This window comes from Nonomuraea aurantiaca, from assembly GCF_020215705.1.
GTDB classification, from domain to species: Bacteria; Actinomycetota; Actinomycetes; order Streptosporangiales; family Streptosporangiaceae; genus Nonomuraea; species Nonomuraea aurantiaca.
This window is the reverse complement of record NZ_JAIWNB010000032.1, coordinates 18,182-39,093: the sequence shown is the minus strand read 5'-3', so window position 1 is coordinate 39,093 and position 20,912 is coordinate 18,182. Positions and strand designations below refer to the sequence as shown.

The following is a 20,912-nucleotide window of genomic DNA, read 5'->3' as shown; positions in this document are numbered from 1 at the left end:
GGCCGGCCGCCGTCCGTCACACGCGCAGAACGGTGACCTGGCGGCCGGACGGTGTGGTCGCCTGCTCGAATCCGCCTCGTTCCTTCCAGGGTGGGGCTTCGGGGCGCCGGTCGAAGATCACCAGCACGCCGGTGGAGAGGGTGAGGCGGTCCAGATACCGGTCGAGTTGCGCGAGGCCGTCGGGCATCGGGTCGTTCTCGCCTGCTCGCCAGACCTTCAGCTCCATGGCCTCCCGTTGCACCTGCCGTTCGCCTTCGGGGCCGGTGTAGGGCCAGCGGACCAGTACGTCCAGGCGCTTGGTGCCCGCGGCGTACTCCCGGTCGAGTTGACCTCCGCCGTTCACCAGCCGGTGCAGGAACGCCATGAGGATGATCTGGCAGGCGGCCTCGTGGTAGCCCTCTTGCCGGATGAGCACCTCGCCGTGCTCACGCCAGAACACGACGAACTCCTCCAGCAGGCGCGGCAGATCGAAACGGCCGTCCGGCAGCACGAAGCTGTGCGGATCGGCCTTCACGAACCGCTCCGTGCGAGCGCCCAGGACCCGTAGCAGGACTTCTCGGTAAATCGGGTTGGCGATCTCCAGTTCCCTGGCTCCTCGGATGAGACCCAGGTCATGGACGTAGGAGACGTCATCGTCGAAAGAAGTGTCCATGCCTGGCCACGTTCCCGCCACGATCGGTTCGATCACTCGTTCCACCCGGGGTTCGTGCAGCCGCGCCACGAGGGCGTCCAGGTGAGTGGCGCGCTTCCGGATCAGCCGCTCCTTGGCATCTTCGACCTGACCGGCAGTGATGGCACTGGTCACTTTCATCTGGATGGTGATCTCATTGGCGAGGGCGTTGACCAGCCACGGTTGTCCCTGGGTCAGCTCGAAGACCCGGTCCACCGCGTCCTTGGTGAACTCCTGGCCGGTCGCCCGTGTGTGCTGGTCGTACAGCTCGGCGATCTGGTCGGCGCTGAAGTCGCCCAGGCGCAGGGACTCGGTGACGATGTTGAACGGGCTGGCCGGGTTGGACCGGCCGGGTTCGCCGCCCGAGGCGACCTTGTAGTCACGCAGGTCACGCAACCCGCACAGCACCACGGAGACGGGGAACGGACGGCCTCCCGGCCGCGCGTTGTGACCGTCGCGGAGCTGGCTGAGGATGCTGACCAGGCTGTTGCCCTGCACGGCGTCGATCTCGTCGAGGAACAGCACCACCCGGCGCGGGCAGCGGTGGCACCACTCGGTCAGCGCCGAACCGAACCGGCTGCCCGGCGTGACTTGCGGCCAGGGATCCGGAGGCAGCAGCTCGTCTGGCCATCCCGACCACTCGGCAGCCTCACGGAGGGAATCCAGCAGAAGTGACTCCGCGGCGGCGTAGTCGTCACCGGCCGATTTGGCGCGCTCGCAGGAGAGCATCAGAGCGGCGATGTCACCTTCGGCGGTCAGCTCGGAGGCCAGGGTGCGCAGCGCGGTCGTCTTCCCGGTCTGCCGGGGCGCGTGCAGCACGAAATAGCGATCCATCTCGATGAGTACCCGTGCCCCGGGGAGCCGTGGCGTGGGGGGCAGCATGTAGTGGCGTCGCGGGTCGCAGGGGCCCGCGGTGTTGAAAGATCTCGCTCGGGGTGGCCGCATGGTCACATTCTGCCATCGCCCTGTCACTCGCGTCTGGGCTAGCCGGACCTGCCCTCAAGCGTGGCGGAGGGTGTGGGATTCGAACCCACGAGGCCATCGCTGACCTGGCCGCTTTCAAGGCGGCTGCACTCGTCCACTATGCGAACCCTCCAGTGCGCACACCACCATAGCGGCTGTGGTGACGGCGGTGTACGTTCGGGAGGTGGCGGATCTCAGCGTTGAGGTGGACCGAGCCGAGGGCACCGCGAGCGTGCGCCTCGACGGTGACCTCGACAAGCTCACCGCGCCCCGGCTCAAGAAGGTCCTCAGCGAGCTGATCGCCGCCGGCCATGTCTCGATCGTCATCGACACGGCCGGGCTGGCGTTCTGCGACTCCAGCGGCTTGTGGGTGCTGGTCGAGCACCAGCGCGAGGTCGGCGAGCGCGGCGGCTCGCTCGGGCTCACGGGCGTGCAGGGGGTGCTGCGCCGGGTGCTCGACGTGACCGGCCTGAAGGCCGTCTTCGACAGCGTCCTGGTCGCCCAGAAGTGACCGACCGGGCCCGACCGGGTCAGGCGTCCTGGGCGTCCAGTTGTGACAGCAGCCACTTCGGGCCCACGGTCCTGGCTCCCAGGTTGCCGACGCGCTCCTTGAGCCCCCTGTCCGCCGTCACCACGACCACCCGCTCCCACGGCCGCGCCCGTCGTACGACGTCCACGATCGCGTCGTCGCCGCTGTCCGTCGCCGCCACCACCTCGATGCCGGGCACGTCCGGCGCCTTCTTCGCGGCGCCCTCCACGACCGCCACGATCCGTGGGTACCACTGCGCGAGCACCGGATGCCGCAGCCGCAGCGTGGCCACCTCGGTCAGCAGCCGCGTCGCCGCGCCGAGCCGGTCCTTCCACCAGCCGTGCTCGGCTCGGGCGCCGACGATGTTCGCGACGTCGAGCACCAGCGTCTCGGGGGTGAGCTCCGGCTGGATCTTGTCCCACGACTCGGCGAAGCCGGGGTGCAGCTTCCTGCCCGGGATCTCGGGCAGCGGCACCCAGCGCAGCTCGGTGCTCTCGCTGTTGGCGGGTGCCGCCGCCAGCAGCTCGGCCGACTCGGCGATCACGGTCTCGAACGCCCACCCGCCGTGATCGTCCAGGTAGACGCCCTGCACACGCAGGCCGTCGCCGACTACGGACGCCTCTTCGTGCGCCTCGCGCAGCGCGGTCGCCACGGCGTCCTCGTGGCTGTCGCGCGCGCCGCCCGGCAGCCCCCACGTGCCGCCGTGGTGGCTCCACCATGAGCGCTTCTGCATGAGCACGTACGGAACGCCGTGCTCGTCATGGTGTACGGCCAGGAGCCCCGAAGCCCCGTGCAGCCCCCAGTGCCGGTGCCCCCGGGCGCACTGGGTCCAACCGTCGCCGTCCTTAGCCGCCATGACTTGATTCTGTCAGGCCGATGCCCTCATCGGCCGTTACGGCTGAAGTGCTGGTAGTCCCTGGTGCCCGACCACTCGCCGCCCCAGCCCCAGCCCACCGAGGCGAAGGCCCGGACGACCCGGTCGCCGGAGTTGATCACGCCTTTGCCCTTCGCGGGGCGCTTGGCGAACTTCTTGGCGTTCGGATGGGCGGTGCCGCCACTCGCGGTGACGTACGGGTTCTCGCGCGGGTTGAGGTCGATCGCCTCGCCGTAGGCGTGGTTGGACCAGTTGCTGGACCCAGTGGCCGCGCGGCAGTTGAAGGCCGAGGTGTTGTCGGCGTCGATGGAGTCGTAGTCGTCGCCCTTGTAGACGTCGACGAGCCGCATCTGCTTGATCGGGTAGCGCATGGTGTACAGCTTCCCGAAGACCTTGACGACGTCGCCGGTGACCGTCTTGCGCACGACCAGCTCGCCGGTGTGCGGCTTGTCGTCGAAGCCCCAGTAGGTCATCGTGATCAGGCGCAGGTCCTGGTAGGAGACCGGGCAGCCGGGCTTCCACGAGTAGGGCAGCCGGCTGCGGGAGACCTTGGTGACCTTGGCACCGAACTTGGGCGGCTCCGCGGGCTTGGGCGAGGCGGTCCTCGCCTTCGGGGTGGGCGTCGCGGGCACGGGCGGCTGGGTCTGAGCCCGGGCGGCCTGCGCGTCGGCCGGGGGCTGCTGGGGCTGCGCCTGCGAGGCGACCGGCGCCTGCCCGCCGCACGAAACTGACGCGAACACCACAAAGGCAGCGGCAGTACGTTTCATGCGGCCACCCTACGCGACGTCCTACGAGATCAGGGCATTATCGCAGGTCAGGGCACGATCAGCACGGTACGGCGAGCCCGCTTGGCCAGCCCCACGGCCACCGAGCCGCCGAAGGTGTGCCACGGGGAGCGGGACCGGCCCACCACGATGGCGTCGGCCATGCAGGAGGCGGCGAGCGTCTCCAACTCCCGCGCGGTGTCTCCGCGTACCGAGACGAACCGCCACGGAACCCCGACCCCGCTCAGCTCCGTCCGCAGGTCCTCCGCCAGGTCCCCGGCCGAGTCGGGGATGATCGGCGCGCCCGCGAAGAACCACAACGTGGCGCTGGTGAGCGTCTCCACGAATGCGACGAGCAAGGCGGCGTTGTCCCGCCGGGCGAGCCCGGCCGCGTACGCGAGCGCGTTGCGGCTCGGGCCCGATCCGTCGAAGCCGACCACCAGCAGCCCGGTGCCGTCCTTGCCGATCTCGAACTGCCCGCTGGGGAGCCTGCCTACAGGGGCTCCCACCGGTCGTCTGTGCTCTCGCCGAACACGGCATGCCTCGCACGTCAGCTGTCGGCGACGTGCTTGCCGCGGCCGGCGAGCTCGCGCAGCGCGTCGGCCGCGTAGATCACGAGGGCGACGAACGAGAGGCCGGCCAGCGCGCCGCCGACCCACAGGTCGTTGACCGTCGCGTCGGCGTAGACCGCGCCTCTGGGCTGGTAGCCCACCGCGAACGGCGCCGCGATCAGCCACACGCCGGCCAGGAACAGCAGAATGAGGGCGGACACGCCCAGTTTGGCCTTCATCGGTTGTCCTCCACTCCTACCAGGGCGGTCTTGCCGTTCTGGCGGTGCTCGCCGCCGCCGCGTCCGGCGGTGTTCAGGTCCTCACGCAGCGCCTCGACCAGCGGGGCGAGCAGGCTCGCCAGCTCCGCGGACGAAGCCTGAGGCGCGGCCGCCACCGGCTCGGGCTCCGGCTCCGCGGGCTTCTGCCGTACGGCCACCAGTCCGCGCACGACGAGCTCCTCGTGGATGGCCGCGGCGAAGGCGGCCACGCCGATGAGCCCGACGACGGCGACACCCAGGCCGGTGAAGAACTCGGATGTGGTCGGGTCGGTCCAGTCGGCGTTCTCCGGCTGGGTGCCGAGGGCGAACGGGGCGATCATCAGCCAGAGCCCGGCCATGAGGGCCAGGGCAGCCGCGACGGCGCCCACGAACTTGCGAATCATGATGACACTCCTCCTGTGACGAGGTCTTTCCGCGGCGGCGCGGCCTGCGCGATCAGCGCGCGCGAGGTGGGACGCAGCACGCTCTGCGCGACCGATCGGGCGCGCTCCCGTTCTGTACGGTCATCGGGCGGCGCCATCCTGGCGACCGCGGACAGCAGCGCGGACGGCTGGTCGGTGACCCGCTCGATCCGCTGGGCGATGAGCTCGAGCAGCAGCCCGGCCAGGACCAGGTCGTCCTTGCTGAGCGGCTTGGGCTCCGGCGGCGCGGGCGCGGCGCCGCCTCTGAGCGGCAGCTCCTTGAGGAAGAGCGTCGCCACGAAGCCGAGCAGCGCGATCGGCACGCCGACGATGAAGACGGTCTCCAGGCCGCGGGTGAAGGCCTCGAGCACGATGTGCTTGATCGGCCCGGGCAGCGCCTGGATGGAGCTGGGGCTGCCCAGCTTGGGGGAAGAGCCGCCGGGCAGCGCGATGTGCGCGGCCCGCAGCATGTCGGCCATCTCGTTCTTGAGGCGGTTGGTGAGGATCGCGCCGAACGCGGCCACGCCCACGGCGCCGCCGAGTGAGCGGAAGAAGGAGACGCCCGCCGTGGTGGAGGCCATGTCCCGCAGCTCGGAGCCGTTCTGCGCGGCCAGGATGAGCATCTGCATCGACAGGCCGAGCCCGACGCCCAGCACGCCCACGTCGAACCCGATGAGCCACTGGCTCGACTCCACGTGCAGCCGCGACAGCAGGAACAGTCCCACGGCCACGATCAGCAGGCCCGCCACCGGGAAGATCTTCCATCGGCCGGTCTGGGTGACGATCTTCCCGGAGATCACACCGGCCAGGAACAACGCCACCACCATGGGCAGCGTCATCAGCCCCGACTCGGTGGGGCTCAGCCCCTTGACGATCTGCAGATACTGCGGCAGGTAGATCATCGCGCCGAACATCGCCATGCCGACGAACAGCGAGGCGATGCTGGTCAGCACGAACGTCGGGTTCCTGAACAGCCTGGGCGGCAGGATCGGGTTCCGGGCCGTGCGCTCTGAGAGCACCGCCAGCGCCAGCATGAGCAGGCTGAACGCCCCAAGGGCATACGTCCAGAAGGAGTTCCACTCGAACTCCGTGCCGCCCAGCGTCAGCAGCAGCATCAACCCGCTCGCGCTGGCCGTGATGGTGGTGGCGCCCCAGATGTCGATGGAGGTGTTGCGCCGGACCTTGGGCAGCTTCAGCACCCGCTGGATCACCGCGAACGCGATCACCGCGAACGGGACGACCACGTAGAAGCACCACCGCCAGCCGAGCCAGTCGGTGTCCACGATGAACCCGCCGAGCAGCGGCCCCGCGACCGTGGAGATGCCGAAGACGGCCCCCATGTACCCCGAGTAGCGGCCGCGCTCCCGCGGCGACACGATGTCGCCGAGGATCACCTGGGCGAGGGCCGACAGACCGCCCACGCCCAGACCTTGGATGGCGCGCGCCGCGATGAGCTGCCCGATGTTCTGCGACAGACCGGCCACGAGCGACGCCGCGACGAACAGTCCCAAGGCGCTCTGGAACAGCAGCTTCCGGCCCCACAGGTCGGACAGCTTGCCCCACAACGGCGTCGAGACCGTCATCGTCAGCATGGTCGCCGACGCCACCCACGAATACTGGTCCTGGCCGCCGAGTTCTCCCACGATCGTCGGCAGTGCCGTGCCAACCACCGACGTCGAGATCATCGAGGTGAGCATGGCGAGCATGAGCCCGGACATGACCTCGAGGATTTCGCGGTGGGTGTAATGCCGCCTCGCGGGGGCCGCGGCCTGTGTCTGGGCTACCAAGACACCACATCCCCTTCTTACCGTTTTCTCCTCGGCGAGTATACGCTCGTTTACTAGCCGCGCGGCAAGTGGGGTCCCCTGAGTAGAGTTCGGGCATGGAAGCGCAGGTGACTGACGCCCGGCCGCGAGATCGCGCGGCCACCCGCCAGCGGCTGCTGGAGGCGGCGCGCATGCTGTTCGGCGAATACGGCTATGAGCAGGTGACGGTCCGCATGATCGCCTCGGCGGCGGACGCCAACATCGCCCTGGTGGGCCGCTACTTCGGCTCCAAGTCGGGCCTGTTCGGCGAGGTGCTGGCGGGCGAGCCGACGGTCCGCGCCGTGGTCGAGGGCGACCGGGCGGGCCTGCCCAGGCGGCTGGCCGAGTACGCCGCCGAACGCATGAGCCACGACCCGGAGACCCCCATCCTGCGCTCGCTCGAACGGTCGGCGGGCGACCCCGAGATCCAGGCCCTCGTACGCGAGCGCCTGCACACCGTCGTGCTGGAGCCCATCGCGGCACTCCTGGGCGGCCCGGACGCGCATGTGCGGGCCCGGATGGCGACGGCGGTCTTCCTGGGCATCGGTTCGGTCCGCCGCCTCATCGGCCCCGAGACGCCGTCACCCGCCGACGTCGACCGGCTCACGGCGGTGTTCGAACTCTGCCTGGGTCTGGAGACCCGTCCCTAGCCCGTATTGAAACAGGTTTCACTTCGCCCATAGGGTCATGGCATGATCCTGGACCGCTTCCGCGTCACCGGCCACGCCGCGATCGTCACCGGCGCCGGCCGGGGCATCGGCGCGGCGACCGCGATCGCCCTCGCCCAGGCGGGCGCTGATGTGGCGATCTCCGCCCGTACGGAGGAGCAGCTGCGCGCCGTCGCAGCTCAGATCGAGGAGGCGGGCAGACGGGCGCTGATCGTGCCCGCCGACCTGAGCGTGCCGGGCGCCATGGAGCGGCTCGCGGAGCAGGCCGCCGACGCCTTCGGCCGCCTGGACGCGATCGTCAACAACGTGGGCGGAGCGATGCCCCGTGCCTTCCTCGACACCACCCGGAAGCATCTTGAGAACGCGTTCCAGTTCAATGTCGGGATCGCGCACGAGCTGACGCGGGCGGCCGTACCGCACCTGCTGGAGACCGGCGGCTCGGTCGTGAACATCTCCTCCGCCGTTGGCCGGACGGCGGGCCGGGGTTATCTGGCGTACGGCAGCGCCAAGGCGGCACTCACGCACTACACGCGGCTGGCCGCGCGCGACCTGGCGCCCAAGGTGCGGGTCAACGCGATCGCCGTCGGCGCGGTCGCCACCTCGGCCCTCGACATCGTCCTGACCGACGAGAACCTGCGTACCCAGATGGAGCGGGCCACCCCGTTGAAGCGGATCGGCGAGCCGGAGGACGTGGCGGCCACGGTGCTCTACCTGGTGTCGCCGGCCGGGCGCTACCTGACCGGGAAGGTGCTGGAGGTCGACGGCGGCATCGACCAGCCCAACCTCGACCTCGGGCTGCCCGACCTCTGAACCTGGTCCGAAATCCCGTTGAAGGCGTAATCGGCGATTTGAGAGACTTGACCGTGGCACAACCCTTCGAAATCGCCTGTGACGAGTCCGGCTCAGAAGGGGAGAAGCTCATTGGCGGAAATACCGCCGTATTCGCCCACGCGAGCGTACGACTGGACGTCGAATCGGCGGCGGACTGCATCCAGCAAGTACGGAGCAGAGCCCCCTCTCCCACCACGGAGTACAAGTCCGGCGTCATCCGCCGAAAGAAACACCTGAACGCCCTCAAGTGGCTGCTCGGCCCATCGTCGCCGCTCCACGGCAATGCCCACGTCTATCTCATCGACAAGACCTTCTTCGCGATGACCAGGCTCACTGACCTGCTCGCCGTACAAAACCGCCAAGCCATGGCCGGCATCCTCTACCGAGAGGGCGGGCAGACGTTCGGCCCCGACAGATGGAACGCCTTCCTGGACTCCTTCAACGACCTGATGCGCGCCAAGAACGGCCGGGCCCCAAGAGTTTCCGTCGAATCGGTGTTCGCCATGGTCGACGCCTTTCGCCACGCGACCCCACGAAGCCGGGCCGGCGAAATCATGGACCTGCTCTGGGAGTCCAGATCCGAGGTGGAGGCTTTCCGAGAGCGGTCGCCCACGCTGAACCCGCTGTTCCCGGCCATCAGCCAGGCCATCGTCTACTGGGCCGAAACCGGAAGACCCGTCTCGGTCGTGCACGACCGGCAGACCCTCCTCACGCAGGCCCGCATCGACGAGCTGGAGGAGGCGCATTCCGCGCAGGGCCGACTCGCCGGCCTGCGGCTCGTCGACTCGCGCCTGGACCCGCGCGTCCAGGTGGCCGACCTTCTCGCCGGAACGGCGCGGAAGATAGCGGAGGACGAGCTCACCGGCCAAGGCGACGCGGAGCTCACAGCCCTGCTACGGCCGTACGTGGACGCGTTCTCCATCTGGGGAGACGACCGAAGCTGGTCCCTGCTCGGGCCGGGCGACCGCTCCTGAGACCATGCCGGCGGCGCGGAACCATTTCGCGGCAAGGATCACGTGATCCAGGGGCAAAGGCCGGGCCGCGCGGTTGTCCGGTCTGGCAGGGTCGACGCGGCCGTGCTGATCGGGCGACGGGTACGGGTCGGGGTCGGGGAGAGCATGAACCTAGTCGGGGATGGCGAGCAGTTCGATCGTCTGCTCATCGCTGCGAGGGCGTATGGGGGACATCGCCCTCCTCGGGATGACAGCAGGCCAGTGGTCGTGGCGGAGGCGTTCCATGAGGACATCAGGGTCATCGTGCGCAACCTGCTGGTGGCGAACGCGCTCTGTGACCTGTTGTCCGCCCGGCTGGTCGTGCTCACCGGCACGGACCCGGACTGGCGCGAGACGCTTTGGCAGGAGTTCGACATTCAGCGGGTCCGGCGGCTGGCCGAGGCGTTCGGTGCCACCGAGGTGCTCGACGTGCACGGCCTCGTGGATCGCCGGCTGGCCGACCGAGGTGACGGCCCGGCGGAGGAGACCGACTCCGCGACGCTGACCGCCGTGGAGAAGGCGACGCTGATCCGGCTGGGCCGGGTGCCGCGGCTGCCGGACAGCGAAGACGCCTGGCATCAGTCGCGGCGCGGCCGTGTCAGGGCCTTCTCCGCCGTCTATGACCAGCTGTTCGCGGAGCGGTCGCTCGCCGCGCTGGTCACCAGCCATGTCGACTACGACCAGTGGGGGCTGGCGGTCGACACGGCCATGCGCCGGGAGATCCCGGTCGTGCACGTACAGAGCACCGGGACCCTGAAGGCCTACGCGCTCTTCCCGGAGCGGCGCAGGGGGCTCGGCACCTTCCGGGAGGAGCTGACCTGCCAGATCGGCGAGTTCTTCGAGGAGTACGTCTGGCCGTACCGGGACCTCATCAAGCCGAACGCGGAGCTCGTGGCCTGGCGGGCGAAGGTCAACCTGGGCCGGCCGAGCTGGTGGCGGGCCGGAAACGTGAGCGACTTCGAGGTGCGCACCGAGACGGAACGCCGCCAGCTCCGCCAGCACGCCTGCGAACGCCTCAGGATCGACCCGGACCGGCCGGTCTTCACGGTCTTCCACCATGCCGTCTCCGACGCTGTCGGCGCCAACCGGGAGCTGTTCGACGATCTGGCGCGCTGGTTCGAGGAGACCGCGGATTTCGCCGCCACGAACGACCGCGTGAGCTGGCTCTTCCTGGATCATCCGAGCCAGTTCCGGTATGACACGACCGGCCATTTCGCGGCGGTGGCGGCCCGCCATTCAGCGCACGAGCACATGGCCTTCATGCGCAGCCTGGCGCTGTCGAAGAACGCGCTGTGGAGCATGACCGACGTGGGGGTGACCGTGCGCGGGAGCGTCTCCAACGAGCTGCCCGCCTTCGGCATCCCCGTCATCCAGGCCGGTTGGTCCGAGTGGAGCGAATGCGGCGTGTCCCACGTCGCCCGTACGCGGGACGACTATTGGCGGGTGCTCGGCGAGGCCGTCGCCAAGCACGCGAAGGGGGAGTCCATCTTGGGGACCGAGCAGCGGGAGCGGGCCCGGCTGTGGCTGTGGCTCTACCGCAGCGGGGCGGACGTGCCCTCGCCGGTGGTGCCGCACTGGGAGGTCGGGCAGGGCAACGAGTACCTGCGTACGCTCGTCGCCGGCCTGAGGCACGTGGAGCGCGACGGCGACCCGCTCCACTGCGCGGTACGCAGGATGTGGGAGCGGCGCGACCCGCTGCTGTGCCGGTTCGACTTCCGGGATCCCCACGGCCTCACCACGGCCCTGACGGCTTCGAGGAGCGCGTCATGAGTGACTTGCTGACCGAGGGCACCGGCACCGACTTCGACCGGCTCGCCGTCCCCGCAGAGGCGCCGATCGGGATCATCAGCGGCCACGACGCGGCGCTGCAGGTGGCCGACCAGATGCATCGCGGCGTACAGATCGTGGGCCGGTTCGAGCGCTCGGGACTGGCCGGCTTCAAGGTGGCCGCCGCGGGCCGCCGGCTGCGGGTGACGGTGTCGCTGTCGGTGGACGCCGGCTCGGTACGCGGCTGGCATGAGGGGGAGCCGGAGCAGCCGGCGGAGGCCGTCAAAGGCCTGCCGCGGCTCATCCAGATCCGCTCCCAGGGGCGGTTGCGCCAATGCGTGCTGCTGAAGGGCGGCGGCCACCTCAAGAAGAGCGTGGCCGTCTTCGACCTGCTGCCCGAGGAGATGCCGGACGACGGCCTGATCTGCGTCGAGGCGCTGGACATCATGGAGGGGCGCGGCATCTCCGGCGTACTCCGCGAAACCGTGGCGGGATCCGTCATGCCTGACGGCGTGGCCGGGCTGCGCATCGACAGCGTGGACTTCATCGTGAGTCCGGCTGGCGAGCAGACCACGGCCGCCGCCGAGCAGACGCGGGATGGCGTACGCAGCGAGACCTCGTCCCTGATCAGCTGCGGTGGCTTCGCCGGCCGCCAGGGCACCCGCTCACTCCGCTCCGGCCTGTTCATCGTCAACCCCGTACCACCGGGCGTCTTCGGCTCGGGAGGCGAGCTGACCATTCGCCTCAGCGGCCGGGCGGGCGGCACCGCCGGCCGGCGACTTCGCGCACTGATCCGGAAGGCCAGGCCCGGGGGTAACGGCTGGGCGCTCAAAGCGGCCGCGCCGACCGTACGGCAGATCGTGAGCTTTCAGGACGGCGAGTCGGCGGCGCCGACGCAGTCCACGAGCGGCGCCATCACCGAACTCCGGCTCCCGGCGCCCACGAACGCACCGACCCTCGTCGTCGTAAGCGCCCAGAACGGTGCCGTGCCCAGCCTGCTGTCCACGACGTGGCGGCCGGGTCAGCCCACGGGGTGAGCTGTGGCGCGGGCCTGCGTGGCCATCAGGTGCTCGACGAGCGCCAGCAGCACATCGCGGCCCGCCGCCCGGTCGCGGGCGTCACACAGCACCAGCGGCACCTGCGGATCGAGATCGAGGGCCTTGCGGATCTCCTCCTGCGTCCGGTCCTTGACACCGTGGAAGCAGTTGACGCCGACGATGAAGGGGATGCCGCGGCTCTCGAAGAAGTCGATCGAGGCGAAGCTCACCTCCAGCCGGCGGGTGTCGACCAGGACGACGGCGCCCATCGCGCCGTTGACGAGGTCGTTCCACATGAACCAGAAGCGTTCCTGCCCGGGCGTGCCGAACAGGTAGAGCACGATCTCGCGGTTGATGGTGATGCGCCCGAAATCCAGGGCGACGGTGGTGGTGGTCTTCCCGCCCACCCCTTCCAGATCGTCGACGCCGACGCTGGCATGGGTCAGGTACTCCTCGGTACGCAGGGGGGCGACCTCGCTCACCGCGCCGACCAGGGTGGTCTTGCCGACGCCGAAACCACCGGCGATAAGGATCTTCACTGCCAGAGGAGCGGCGTCCTTCTGGTCAGAGATTGCGTAGCCCATCCCGCACCGCCTCAAGGATTGTCATACCGGGCAGGCCGCCCGCCTGCGCGAAGGCCAGCGGCGGCCGGGCCCGCAGCTGACCGGCCTCGATCAGGTCGCCGATGAGAATCTTGGTCACTGACACCGGGAGGTTCAGCGCGGAGGCGACTTCGGCCACCGCCAGGGGCCGCGTGCACAGCGCGAGGATGGTGCGGTGCTCCGGCTGCATTCTCCGCATGCCGTGGCCGGTCTCCGAAGAGGCCGCCTCGGACAGCGCCGTCACCAGGGTGATCAGCGTAAGGTCGTCCCGCTCGGGGGTGGTACGTCCGCCGGTGATCGTATAGGGACGGACAAGGGGCTCGTCGGCGGCATCGTCGTCGAAGCTCTCCGTCCAGTGCCTCATCCGTGTCTCCCCGCGTCATCGGCTTCCGGGGCGCGCGTGTCGGTTCCCAGCTTCTGGCCGACCTGCTGGACCAGGGTGTGCATCGCGACGCTCATCAGCTCCGCGTCGACCTCCTGGGAGGCGACCACGGCCAGATGGGTGCCGCGGCCCGCCGCTGTGACGAACAGCCACAGGTCGGCCATCTCGATGATGACCTGGTGGACCGGGCCGCCGCTGAAGAGCTGTCCGACACCGCGAGCCAGGCTCTGCTGGCCGGTGGCGATCGCGGCGAGGCGTTCGGCGTCCGAGCGCTCGATGGTCCGCGAGCGGCTGACCACCAGGCCGTCGTCGGACAGCACGATGGCGTGCCGCGTACCCGCGACCTGATTGACCAGGCCGTCCAGGAGCCAGTCCAGGTCTGCGTCGGTGGCGGTGGTTCGCTGCGTCATCTTCGGTCTTCCGTCGTAGGAGAGCCGGGCTCGGGGGGTCCGTCCGGCCGGGGCTGGAAGGCGTCGTCACCGGTCCGGCGCCGGCGGGACTGCCTCTGGAACGCACCGATCGTGGCACTGGATCGGCTGGGCTGGTCGCGTACTGCCCAGGTTTCCTGGTCGGTATCTTCATCCCTGTCGGCCGGGGCCTTCAACTCGGTGACCAGGTTGGCCTGGCGCACCCGCTGGGGCAGCGGCGGACGCTCGGCGGACGGCGGCGTGTCGTCTCGATCCGGTGCTGTATCTGGTGCTGTCTCGGGTGCTGTGACGTAGGCCATCGCGCGTCCCCTGGAGCGGGTCGGCAGCGGCGCGTCGTCCTCGCGGGGCGGGACTTCCCGGGGGCGGGTGGGGACCTCCCTGGGAAGCGCGGTCGGTCCGGGCACCGCGCGGGGGCGGTCCACCACGAGCGGTTCCGGGAGCAGCACGATGACCCGGGTGCCGCCGAAGGCGGACGGCCGCAGCTCCACCTGGAGTCCGAGGCTCATGGCGAGCCGAGCGACCACGTACAGGCCGAGACGCACATCGTCGGCGTGGGTCATCACGTCGAGCTGCGGCGGCGACTTCAGCAGGGCGTTGGCGGCGGCGTACTGCGCGGGTTCCATGCCCAGCCCGCGGTCCTCGATCTCCACGGCGAGGCCCCGGCTGACCAGCGCGGCCCGTACTTCGACGGGGGTCATCGGCTTGGAGAAGGCGGTGGCGTTCTCCATCAGCTCCGCCAGGACGTGGACCAGCGGTCCCACCGCCCGCTCTGCCACCCAGGGATCGCCCTCGACCTCGATCGAGATCCGCCGGTAGTCCTGAACCTCGCCCTGGGCGGCGCGCAGGACGTCGAGCAGGCGTACCGGCTTGCGCCAGCGGCGCTGCGGCTGACCGCCGCCGAGGATCACCAGGTTCTCCTCGTAGCGGCGCAGCCGGGCGGTGAGGTGGTCGAGGTCGAACAGGCCCTCCAGCACCTCGGGGTCCTCGTGCTTGCGTTCCAGCTCGTCCAGCTTCTTCAGCTGAAGGCCGATGAGGATCTGGGTACGGCGGGCGATGCGCTGGAGCATGCGCTGGAAGCCACGGTGCTGTTCGGCCTGCCGTACGGCGGTGTAGACCGCGCTGCGGCGGGCCAGATTGAGGGCCTGCCCGAGCTCGCCGAGCTCGTCGGGGGTGGGCTCGACCATCTGCACTTCCGCGTCCACGTCGACCTCCTCGCCGCGCTCCAGCCGGGCGACCACGTCGGGCAGCCGCTCCTGGAGCTCCTGGGCGTCCTCGCGGAGATGGAGGATGCGCCGGCGAAGGATGCTGGTGAGGCGCCAGCTGGTGAAGACGACCAGGCCCAAGGCGAGCACGCCCACGGCGCTGACGCTGAGGAAGATGATGAACAGGGTGGCGGCGTGGGTGTAGCCGATCGTGGCGACGTTCGTGAGCCGGACGCGCAGGAGTTCCACCAGCTGCGGGGTGATCGCGTCCACCGAGGAGCGCCACGACGCGCCGACCTCGCGGAGCGCCACCTGGCTGCTCTCGCCGGTCCCGGCGGTGACCAGCCGCTCCTCCAGAGCGACCATGGTCTGCCACGCCTTGCCGGCCGTCAGCTTTTCGTACTGGCTCTCGTTGTCCAGGAGGCTGGGGGCCACCCGGGACTGCAGGAGGTGCTCCTTGGTGCCGATGGCGTCGGCGACCAGGTCGTGTTCCTCCGCCGTCAGGCGCCCCTTCTCCCAGCCACGGGCCAGAATGGCGTCTTCGCGGCCGAGCATGTCGAGGACCCAGAAGAGGTCGACCAGCGTCTGCGCCTTGGTGTTCACCTCGCCGTGCTCGGTATGGCTGAGGACGGTCAACAGCCTGAGGTCTGACTCAAGGACGCCGGTGTAGTAGTCGAACGCCTTCTGCTCGCTGGACCAACCCGCGTCCACCGCCCGGCGCTGCTGGTCGAGGAGGTCGAGGCCCCGTTCGATGCGGGCGACGGCCGCGGTGATCCCCTCCTGTCCGTGGCTGGTGTCCAGGGTCGCCAGCGGACGGAAGGCCTTCACCGTCTGGTCGGTCAGCACGCGTTGCTTGGCCAGCTTGTCGCGGGCGGCGCCCCGCGGATCGGCCTGCGCCTCCGCGGTGAGCAGCCGCTCCTGCCCAAGGCTGAAGAACAGGTTGGCCGCGGGCCTGCCGGCGGTCGTGGTGGCCAGATCCATCTGGGCCTTCTCCGACTGCCACTGCTTGAACAGCTGGTACATCCCCGAAGCCAGCACCGGGGCGAAGGTCATGCTCGGCACGAAGACCACAATGATCAGTACGGTACGCAGGGGCAGCCGGCGGGCACCGCGCAGTCGCCGCGGCCGGCCAGTGGTCGACTCCGGTGACCCGTCCCCATCGCCCACGGTTCCGGTCCGTCGCCGCCCGATCCTGCCCAAACCAGCCACGTGCGGGCACTCTCCTCGCCGATCGGTGCGTCTATCGCAAAAATCGCCAAAGTAGGCGATTAGTGGCCTGATAGTAGCCATAGGGCAGTTGGCGTCGAAAGCCCCCCACTTCCCCGGCCCTGCCGCAGTGGAGGGCGATCCTCAAGGCGACATGTCCGGGTGCATCGGTTCCTGTCCAAGCCGCACGCCTACAGTCGAAGGTAATCGCCTCACACCCGTCTACGTCTCAAGCGTCGACTGCCTCGCTGGTCAACCCCATAGGCCCACGATCCGGACGGAAGGGACCCGCCCACCATGAACCACGAACCGGCTACATCCGGCGGCCACTCCGGAGAGGACAGCGGTGCGCAGCACGCGTCCATGTCCCCGTTCCTCAGGGATCGGCTCGACGCCGCCACCACCGCGGCCCGCGCCGAGCTGATCAGCGCCAGTGAGAAGAGAGCCGGCCTCCTGCTGTCCTGGGCAGGTGTCGCCTACGGCGTGATGGTCACCCTCATCCTCACCGGCCCGGCCCGATTCCCGGGGATCGGGCGCTTCGGCGTCATCCTGGCGTTGGTCCTGCTGTCCGCGGCGGTCCTGCTGATCCTGGTCACCATCCGCCCGCCATCGCCCAAACAGGGCGGCCAGCGGATCCTCCTCTACGCCGAGGAGCCCACGCCCGAAGCCCTGATCGAGCGGATGAACATCGAGACAAGGGACTATGAGCTGTTCCTGGCTACCGACGCCCTGCGGATCGCGCGGATCGCGCGCACCAAACACCGCAATCTGCGCTGGGCCGTCAACCTGATCGTCACCGGCATCATGGTCATGACGATCATGGTCTTCCTGGAGCGCCTGCTCTGACACGGTTCAGGCTCGGTTGCTGTCAAAGACGGCCCGTCTTGGCGTTCAGGGCGGCGACCGCGCCTGCCGATCGCAGCAAAGCGTGGCCAACTGACAGCAAGCCATCAATTGACACAGGCTCCCTGGCAAAGAGGGCCCGGGCGCCTCACGGAGAAGCGTCGGCCGGAGCGGACGGGAGCGCCCTCGCAGTCCTGGGGTCTCACATACAGCAGCAATACGTTCGTCGGAACGGTCTTCGGCATTGCGCCGCATTGCCCGGACGCTCCGATCTAAGTGGCGAACACGTTGGCAAGGAACCCGATCGCCGCGAATATCACCGCCAGTACGATCGCCCAGATCAAGGTGACGCCCATCAGGGAGAGCACGAAGGTATGCACCCCTGCGATCGCCGCGTTGATGAGGACAACGATGAAGTCGGAGATTAGGAGCTCTTCCCAGGACTTGAAGACCAGAAAACTGGAGATCAGGCCGGTGATTATCGTCAGAGCCACCACTTCGGCCGCACCCCAGAAACCGGAAGAAGAAGAGTCGGCCTCGGCCGATTCATGGCCACCGATATTTGGCGAGTATTGCGTGACCGTGACCACCGGAGTGGCCCCTTGGCCGCCGTCGGCGACCTCCTTGTCGTGCTCGAACGCGAAAACGGCACCAGGCGGAGATGTCCCTGTTGGCAGGCGATGCAGGGGGTGGGCGGCGGTCGCGTACGACTGCTGAGGCGGCACCCTGCCGCCGCAGCGACGGCGGCTCGCCGAGATCGTCGAGCCCGCCCGCACCCGCTGGCGAGAGGTTGATCAGCGGTGAGATCAGCATCCGGGTTGAGCGTGTCCGTTGGAAGCGTGAACGCGTCCGGCTGGCGGAAGCCGGCCCGGCCGGGTCGGTGTGAGGATCGGGACATCCGCTCGCGGCAGTCGCCGCACCGATCCAGGAGGTCCTCTTGATCATTGCCATTGTCGACTTTGACATCGCCGCCGCTGACCGCGCGGCTGCCCTGGCCCAGCTCGACAGCGCACGCGACGAGGTGCGCGCTATGCCGGGTAATGTCGCCTATCGGGTGTACGCCTCCCAGGAGAACGAGACCGGGGTGACCATCATCCACGAGTGGGACGACGAGGAGTCGTTTGCCGGCTACCAGAAGTCGGACGCCTTCATCCGCTCTGGCAAGGCGGTTCGCCCGATGATGACCGGGTCGCCGGTGAGCCGGCGCTTCCGCGCGGAGTTGCTGGAGACCGTCGCCTGACCGGCGTCCTGGTGACTCCCTACGATGGGTTCATGCGAGGCTGTGGATGACCCGGAAGGCGTACAGCTTCGTCCGTACGTTCCCGCGTGAGCCCGCCCGCGCGCTCAAGACGGACCGCCACTACCTGCTCTGCGCCTCGACCGGTGCCCTCCGGCTCGAGGCGCAGGGCCAGGCGTGGCTCCTACCGCCGGCCCGGGCCGCCCTGATCGAGGCGGGCCAGGCGATACAGGTGAGCATCCCGCAGCCGGTCACGACCGCGTCGGTACTGTTCGACACCAGGTTCACCCCGGCCCCGCCGGCACCGTTGACCGTATTCGACCTCAGCCCTCTGGCACGCGCATTGGTGACAGAGTGCGGCACCTGGGGCGAGAGCGACGAACCTCTCACGGCGTACGCCGAGACACTTTTCACCGCACTCGCCGCAGTGACCTGGCGGCTCGCCGAGCGACCGAGCCCGGTAGTCGTACCGGTGGGGCGCTCACCGGAACTACGCCGAGCCCTGCGGCTGACCGAGCAGCGGCTCGGCGGCGAGATCCGCTTCGAGGACGTGGCAGACGAGGTGGGCCTGGCACCACGGTCGCTGGCCCGGCGCTTTGAGGACGAGACCGGCATGACGTGGCGGGCAGTCCTGCGCCGGATGCGGGTGCTGCGCGCGATCGAAGAACTGGCCGCGGGCGATACTCCGATCACCGAGATCGCCTTCACGGTCGGCTACACGTCGCTGTCGGCGTTCAACGCCGCGTTCCGGCAGCTGACGGCCCGCACGCCCACGGAGTACCGAGCCAGTTTCCGACCCTGACCGGGGCCCCCAGAACTCCGGTGGCTGCGGATGTACGTCGCCGAGTTCTTGGAGGAGGGCGAGGGCCATCTCCCACTCGTCGTGAGCCAGGTAATCCAGCACATCGGCCGCACCGACGCCATGTTCAGTCCGGATATCGGCCGGGCGGAGACGGGCGGCCTTCAGAAGATGAGAGTCCTGGAAGTCCACCACCTGATTGTCGCGAACATCGCCTACCGCGATGGGCAGGTCGGTCGCTGGAGCCCGACAGCGGCGATCAGCCGCGACCCCCGGATCGTTGATCGTCCCAAGCACGTGCGGCGGCCAACTGAGTTCATGAATATCTCTTTGGTGGCTCCCAGGAAGCAGTCATTCGCGGCGGTAGACCCAGAGGATGTCGCCGACCCATTCGGTTAGCTGCTCGCCGGTGGCCGTGCCCCAGAGCCGCACCGTCCCGTCGTCGCTCCCGCCGGCCAGCAGAGCGCGGACATTGAGGTCGCTACCTTAAATAGATTAGCCGCATATCCTATTTCTAGCGGAGTATCGCAGATTTCGGCGAAACGCGCAATATGTGTGACAAAAAAGGCCGCTCGCGCATTTAGGCAACAATGAGCATTTCTCAGAGGCAGCTGCCCAGTAATGATGAGTCGTGATGTTCCCCCCGACATCGATTCGACAGGAGCGCCGATGAGAAGACTACTGACCGCCATCGTCGTCGCGGCGGCCGCCGTCATGTGTCTTTCTCCCTCCCCGGCAGAAGGATCGACGCGGATGCTCGGCCCCAGCTCGAACGTCTGCGCCAACGCCCCCATCCCCACCGGCTCGATGCCGACGGCCTACTTCGACTGGTACCAGTGTGGCCAGCCCGGCACCATCTACTACAACGCGAAAACCATCAAGGTCATCAGCGACACCTCCGCCGGCGGCACGGTGACTACCTGCATCACGCCTCCGCCCCCGGCCGGGTTCTATGCCACGGCGCTGTCCTACTCCTACAACTGTGAAATCAGCAAGACCCCCAACGGCGTCCTCAATAACCAGCAGACCCTCACCAACATCAACGGTCTGCCCTCTGGCCGCACCCTCATCATCTGCGGCGTCCAGTCGGCGCCGCCCGGCTGGACCGTCGTCGCCGTCGTACAGACCTACCTGTGCGTGTACGCCCGAGGCGGCGGGGTCGGCGACAACGCCGTATCGATCCGCAAGCTCTGAGCCCGACGCGGTCACCGAGCCTGACACCCCAGCCGAGGAGGTGTCAGGCTCGGATACATAACGCCCAGGGGGCCGCATGGCCACTACGGGTCCGAGTGGCTCGCCGAACAGATCCACCAACTCGGCATCCCAGCCCTCCGCGCCCGCAGAGCCGCCCGCCACCAGTGCGTCCAAGCCAGCCCCGCCCCGATCATCGCCGACGCCCTCGACGAGATCGGCGATGGCGTGGCGGTGAATGCCTGGCGCCTGCCGCTCAACGGCGCAGTCGCGCGTTGAGCCGCGCGGCCTGCCGCGTGACGTGGTCGCGTTCGAGGAGGCTGGGCGCTGATCGAGCGGCTTGGCGGAGAGCGCCGGGCTGCGGTCACTGGGTCATCGTCACACTTGTGCAGGTACGCCTCGGCGGCGGTGTGGCGGGCAGGGCGGGTCGAGTTCCGCCAGAGCGGCCAGGCAAGCCGCGTGCCGTCGGCCTCGATGACCCGGTTGAGGCGGGCCACCGGGCTGTCAGTGAGGCGCACCAGTCTCGTCGTACCACTCGACGATCTGCACCCAGCCGGTCTCCTCAGCCGTGCTGGCGTCGGTGCGGCGACGGCGGCTTGGGCCAGGAACTCGCCCAGGCGGTCGCGGTCGCGCTTGGAGCACGTCGACGCCCTCGGCGATCAGGCGGGTGTCCCGCTTGGCCCTGCTGATCCGCTGGGCTATGGTCGCCTCCGGCATGAGGTAGGCCCGCGCGATCTGACGCGTAGTCAGGCCGCCGATCGCGCGCAGCGTGAGCGCGACAGCCGAGGCCGGTGTCAGGGCCGAGGGTACGGCGGCGTGCGCGACGCGGGGGAGCGCCTGGCCGCCGCTCTCTGGGGAAGTTTGTAGCCGTTGCAACCAGTGCTGTGTCAAG

General features: G+C 69.1%; 24 protein-coding genes and 1 tRNA gene. 11 read left to right on the top strand and 14 right to left on the bottom strand.

Annotated features, from left to right (window positions below; translation table 11 throughout):
* Positions 1–16: 16 nt before the first annotated feature.
* Both LDL49_RS46520 and LDL49_RS46515 read right to left on the bottom strand, forming a co-directional pair.
* Positions 17–1,504, bottom strand: a complete 1,488-nt coding sequence (locus tag LDL49_RS46520; RefSeq protein ID WP_225301359.1) for an AAA family ATPase — start codon at positions 1,502–1,504, stop codon at positions 17–19.
* Between the two features lie 172 nt (positions 1,505–1,676).
* Positions 1,677–1,766: transfer RNA gene (locus tag LDL49_RS46515), tRNA-Ser, on the bottom strand.
* 24 nt (positions 1,767–1,790) lie between these two features.
* Between LDL49_RS46515 and LDL49_RS46510 the strand changes: the two genes are divergently transcribed.
* The gene (locus LDL49_RS46510) at positions 1,791–2,144 is read left to right on the top strand and encodes an STAS domain-containing protein (protein ID WP_225301358.1); all 354 of its coding nucleotides are present in this window, start codon (positions 1,791–1,793) and stop codon (positions 2,142–2,144) included.
* A gap of 19 nt (positions 2,145–2,163) precedes the next feature.
* Here the strand turns inward: LDL49_RS46510 and LDL49_RS46505 are convergent, their stop codons facing one another.
* The 6 genes from LDL49_RS46505 to LDL49_RS46480 are packed head-to-tail and all read right to left on the bottom strand — an operon-like array spanning position 2,164 to position 6,748.
* Positions 2,164–3,018 (bottom strand): NUDIX hydrolase, encoded by an 855-nt coding sequence (locus LDL49_RS46505; protein ID WP_225301357.1) that lies wholly within the window; start codon positions 3,016–3,018, stop codon positions 2,164–2,166.
* 26 nt (positions 3,019–3,044) lie between these two features.
* On the bottom strand, positions 3,045–3,803 hold the full coding sequence (locus tag LDL49_RS46500) for a M15 family metallopeptidase (protein WP_225301356.1): 759 nt from the start codon (positions 3,801–3,803) through the stop codon (positions 3,045–3,047).
* 47 nt (positions 3,804–3,850) lie between these two features.
* Positions 3,851–4,309: a universal stress protein gene (locus LDL49_RS46495; protein WP_225301355.1), complete on the bottom strand. Its 459-nt coding sequence runs from the start codon at positions 4,307–4,309 to the stop codon at positions 3,851–3,853.
* A gap of 41 nt (positions 4,310–4,350) precedes the next feature.
* Positions 4,351–4,590 carry a hypothetical protein gene (locus tag LDL49_RS46490; RefSeq protein WP_225301354.1) on the bottom strand — a complete coding sequence of 80 codons (240 nt, stop codon included), beginning with the start codon at positions 4,588–4,590 and terminating at the stop codon, positions 4,351–4,353.
* Positions 4,587–5,012, bottom strand: coding sequence for a hypothetical protein (locus LDL49_RS46485; protein ID WP_225301353.1), 426 nt, complete (start codon positions 5,010–5,012; stop codon positions 4,587–4,589). Before LDL49_RS46485 ends, LDL49_RS46490 begins: the two co-directional genes overlap by 4 nt.
* Positions 5,009–6,748, bottom strand: coding sequence for an MDR family MFS transporter (locus tag LDL49_RS46480; protein ID WP_372470670.1), 1,740 nt, complete (start codon positions 6,746–6,748; stop codon positions 5,009–5,011). The genes LDL49_RS46485 and LDL49_RS46480 overlap by 4 nt, the downstream gene beginning before the upstream one ends.
* Before the next feature lie 164 nt (positions 6,749–6,912).
* On the opposite strand from LDL49_RS46480, the gene LDL49_RS46475 reads away from it, so the two are divergent.
* From LDL49_RS46475 to LDL49_RS46455, 5 genes are all read left to right on the top strand, one after another.
* Positions 6,913–7,485 carry a TetR/AcrR family transcriptional regulator gene (locus tag LDL49_RS46475; protein WP_225301351.1) on the top strand — a complete coding sequence of 191 codons (573 nt, stop codon included), beginning with the start codon at positions 6,913–6,915 and terminating at the stop codon, positions 7,483–7,485.
* A gap of 42 nt (positions 7,486–7,527) precedes the next feature.
* Positions 7,528–8,313, top strand: a complete 786-nt coding sequence (locus LDL49_RS46470; protein ID WP_225301350.1) for an SDR family oxidoreductase — start codon at positions 7,528–7,530, stop codon at positions 8,311–8,313.
* A 53-nt stretch (positions 8,314–8,366) separates the two neighbouring features.
* Complete coding sequence (locus LDL49_RS46465) at positions 8,367–9,308, top strand: DUF3800 domain-containing protein (protein WP_225301349.1); 942 nt, start codon at positions 8,367–8,369, stop codon at positions 9,306–9,308.
* Positions 9,309–9,554: 246 nt separating this feature from the next.
* Positions 9,555–11,096: a hypothetical protein gene (locus LDL49_RS46460; protein ID WP_225301348.1), complete on the top strand. Its 1,542-nt coding sequence runs from the start codon at positions 9,555–9,557 to the stop codon at positions 11,094–11,096.
* The gene (locus LDL49_RS46455) at positions 11,093–12,130 is read left to right on the top strand and encodes a hypothetical protein (protein WP_225301347.1); all 1,038 of its coding nucleotides are present in this window, start codon (positions 11,093–11,095) and stop codon (positions 12,128–12,130) included. The genes LDL49_RS46460 and LDL49_RS46455 overlap by 4 nt, the downstream gene beginning before the upstream one ends.
* On the opposite strand, the gene LDL49_RS46450 is transcribed toward LDL49_RS46455, so the two are convergent.
* Genes LDL49_RS46450 through LDL49_RS46435 form a run of 4 tightly spaced genes read right to left on the bottom strand, consistent with a single transcriptional unit; the run spans position 12,115 to position 15,911 of the window.
* A complete protein-coding gene (locus LDL49_RS46450) occupies positions 12,115–12,714 on the bottom strand; it encodes a GTP-binding protein (protein ID WP_225301346.1) in 600 nt (199 codons plus the stop codon). The two genes, LDL49_RS46455 and LDL49_RS46450, sit on opposite strands and share 16 nt — an antisense overlap.
* A complete protein-coding gene (locus LDL49_RS46445; protein ID WP_225301345.1) occupies positions 12,695–13,096 on the bottom strand; it encodes a DUF742 domain-containing protein in 402 nt (133 codons plus the stop codon). The genes LDL49_RS46450 and LDL49_RS46445 overlap by 20 nt, the downstream gene beginning before the upstream one ends.
* Positions 13,093–13,524, bottom strand: a complete 432-nt coding sequence (locus LDL49_RS46440) for a roadblock/LC7 domain-containing protein (protein WP_225301344.1) — start codon at positions 13,522–13,524, stop codon at positions 13,093–13,095. The genes LDL49_RS46445 and LDL49_RS46440 overlap by 4 nt, the downstream gene beginning before the upstream one ends.
* On the bottom strand, positions 13,521–15,911 hold the full coding sequence (locus LDL49_RS46435; RefSeq protein WP_225301343.1) for a sensor histidine kinase: 2,391 nt from the start codon (positions 15,909–15,911) through the stop codon (positions 13,521–13,523). The genes LDL49_RS46440 and LDL49_RS46435 overlap by 4 nt, the downstream gene beginning before the upstream one ends.
* A 336-nt stretch (positions 15,912–16,247) precedes the next feature.
* Between LDL49_RS46435 and LDL49_RS46430 the strand changes: the two genes are divergently transcribed.
* Positions 16,248–16,796 carry a Pycsar system effector family protein gene (locus tag LDL49_RS46430; protein ID WP_225301342.1) on the top strand — a complete coding sequence of 183 codons (549 nt, stop codon included), beginning with the start codon at positions 16,248–16,250 and terminating at the stop codon, positions 16,794–16,796.
* Positions 16,797–17,065: 269 nt separating this feature from the next.
* Here the strand turns inward: LDL49_RS46430 and LDL49_RS46425 are convergent, their stop codons facing one another.
* Positions 17,066–17,569, bottom strand: coding sequence for a hypothetical protein (locus LDL49_RS46425; RefSeq protein WP_225301341.1), 504 nt, complete (start codon positions 17,567–17,569; stop codon positions 17,066–17,068).
* Between the two features lie 161 nt (positions 17,570–17,730).
* Between LDL49_RS46425 and LDL49_RS46420 the strand changes: the two genes are divergently transcribed.
* The 4 genes from LDL49_RS46420 (at position 17,731) to LDL49_RS46405 (ending at position 20,023) form a co-directional block, all read left to right on the top strand.
* Positions 17,731–18,033 (top strand): putative quinol monooxygenase, encoded by a 303-nt coding sequence (locus LDL49_RS46420; RefSeq protein ID WP_225301340.1) that lies wholly within the window; start codon positions 17,731–17,733, stop codon positions 18,031–18,033.
* 46 nt (positions 18,034–18,079) lie between these two features.
* Positions 18,080–18,832: an AraC family transcriptional regulator gene (locus LDL49_RS46415; RefSeq protein ID WP_225301339.1), complete on the top strand. Its 753-nt coding sequence runs from the start codon at positions 18,080–18,082 to the stop codon at positions 18,830–18,832.
* A 30-nt stretch (positions 18,833–18,862) separates the two neighbouring features.
* Positions 18,863–19,228 (top strand): hypothetical protein, encoded by a 366-nt coding sequence (locus tag LDL49_RS46410; protein ID WP_225301338.1) that lies wholly within the window; start codon positions 18,863–18,865, stop codon positions 19,226–19,228.
* 270 nt (positions 19,229–19,498) lie between these two features.
* A complete protein-coding gene (locus tag LDL49_RS46405) occupies positions 19,499–20,023 on the top strand; it encodes a hypothetical protein (RefSeq protein ID WP_225301337.1) in 525 nt (174 codons plus the stop codon).
* Positions 20,024–20,524: 501 nt separating this feature from the next.
* Here LDL49_RS46405 and LDL49_RS58785 read toward each other — a convergent pair.
* The gene (locus tag LDL49_RS58785) at positions 20,525–20,911 is read right to left on the bottom strand and encodes a sigma factor-like helix-turn-helix DNA-binding protein (RefSeq protein ID WP_308016277.1); all 387 of its coding nucleotides are present in this window, start codon (positions 20,909–20,911) and stop codon (positions 20,525–20,527) included.
* Position 20,912 lies beyond the last annotated feature (1 nt).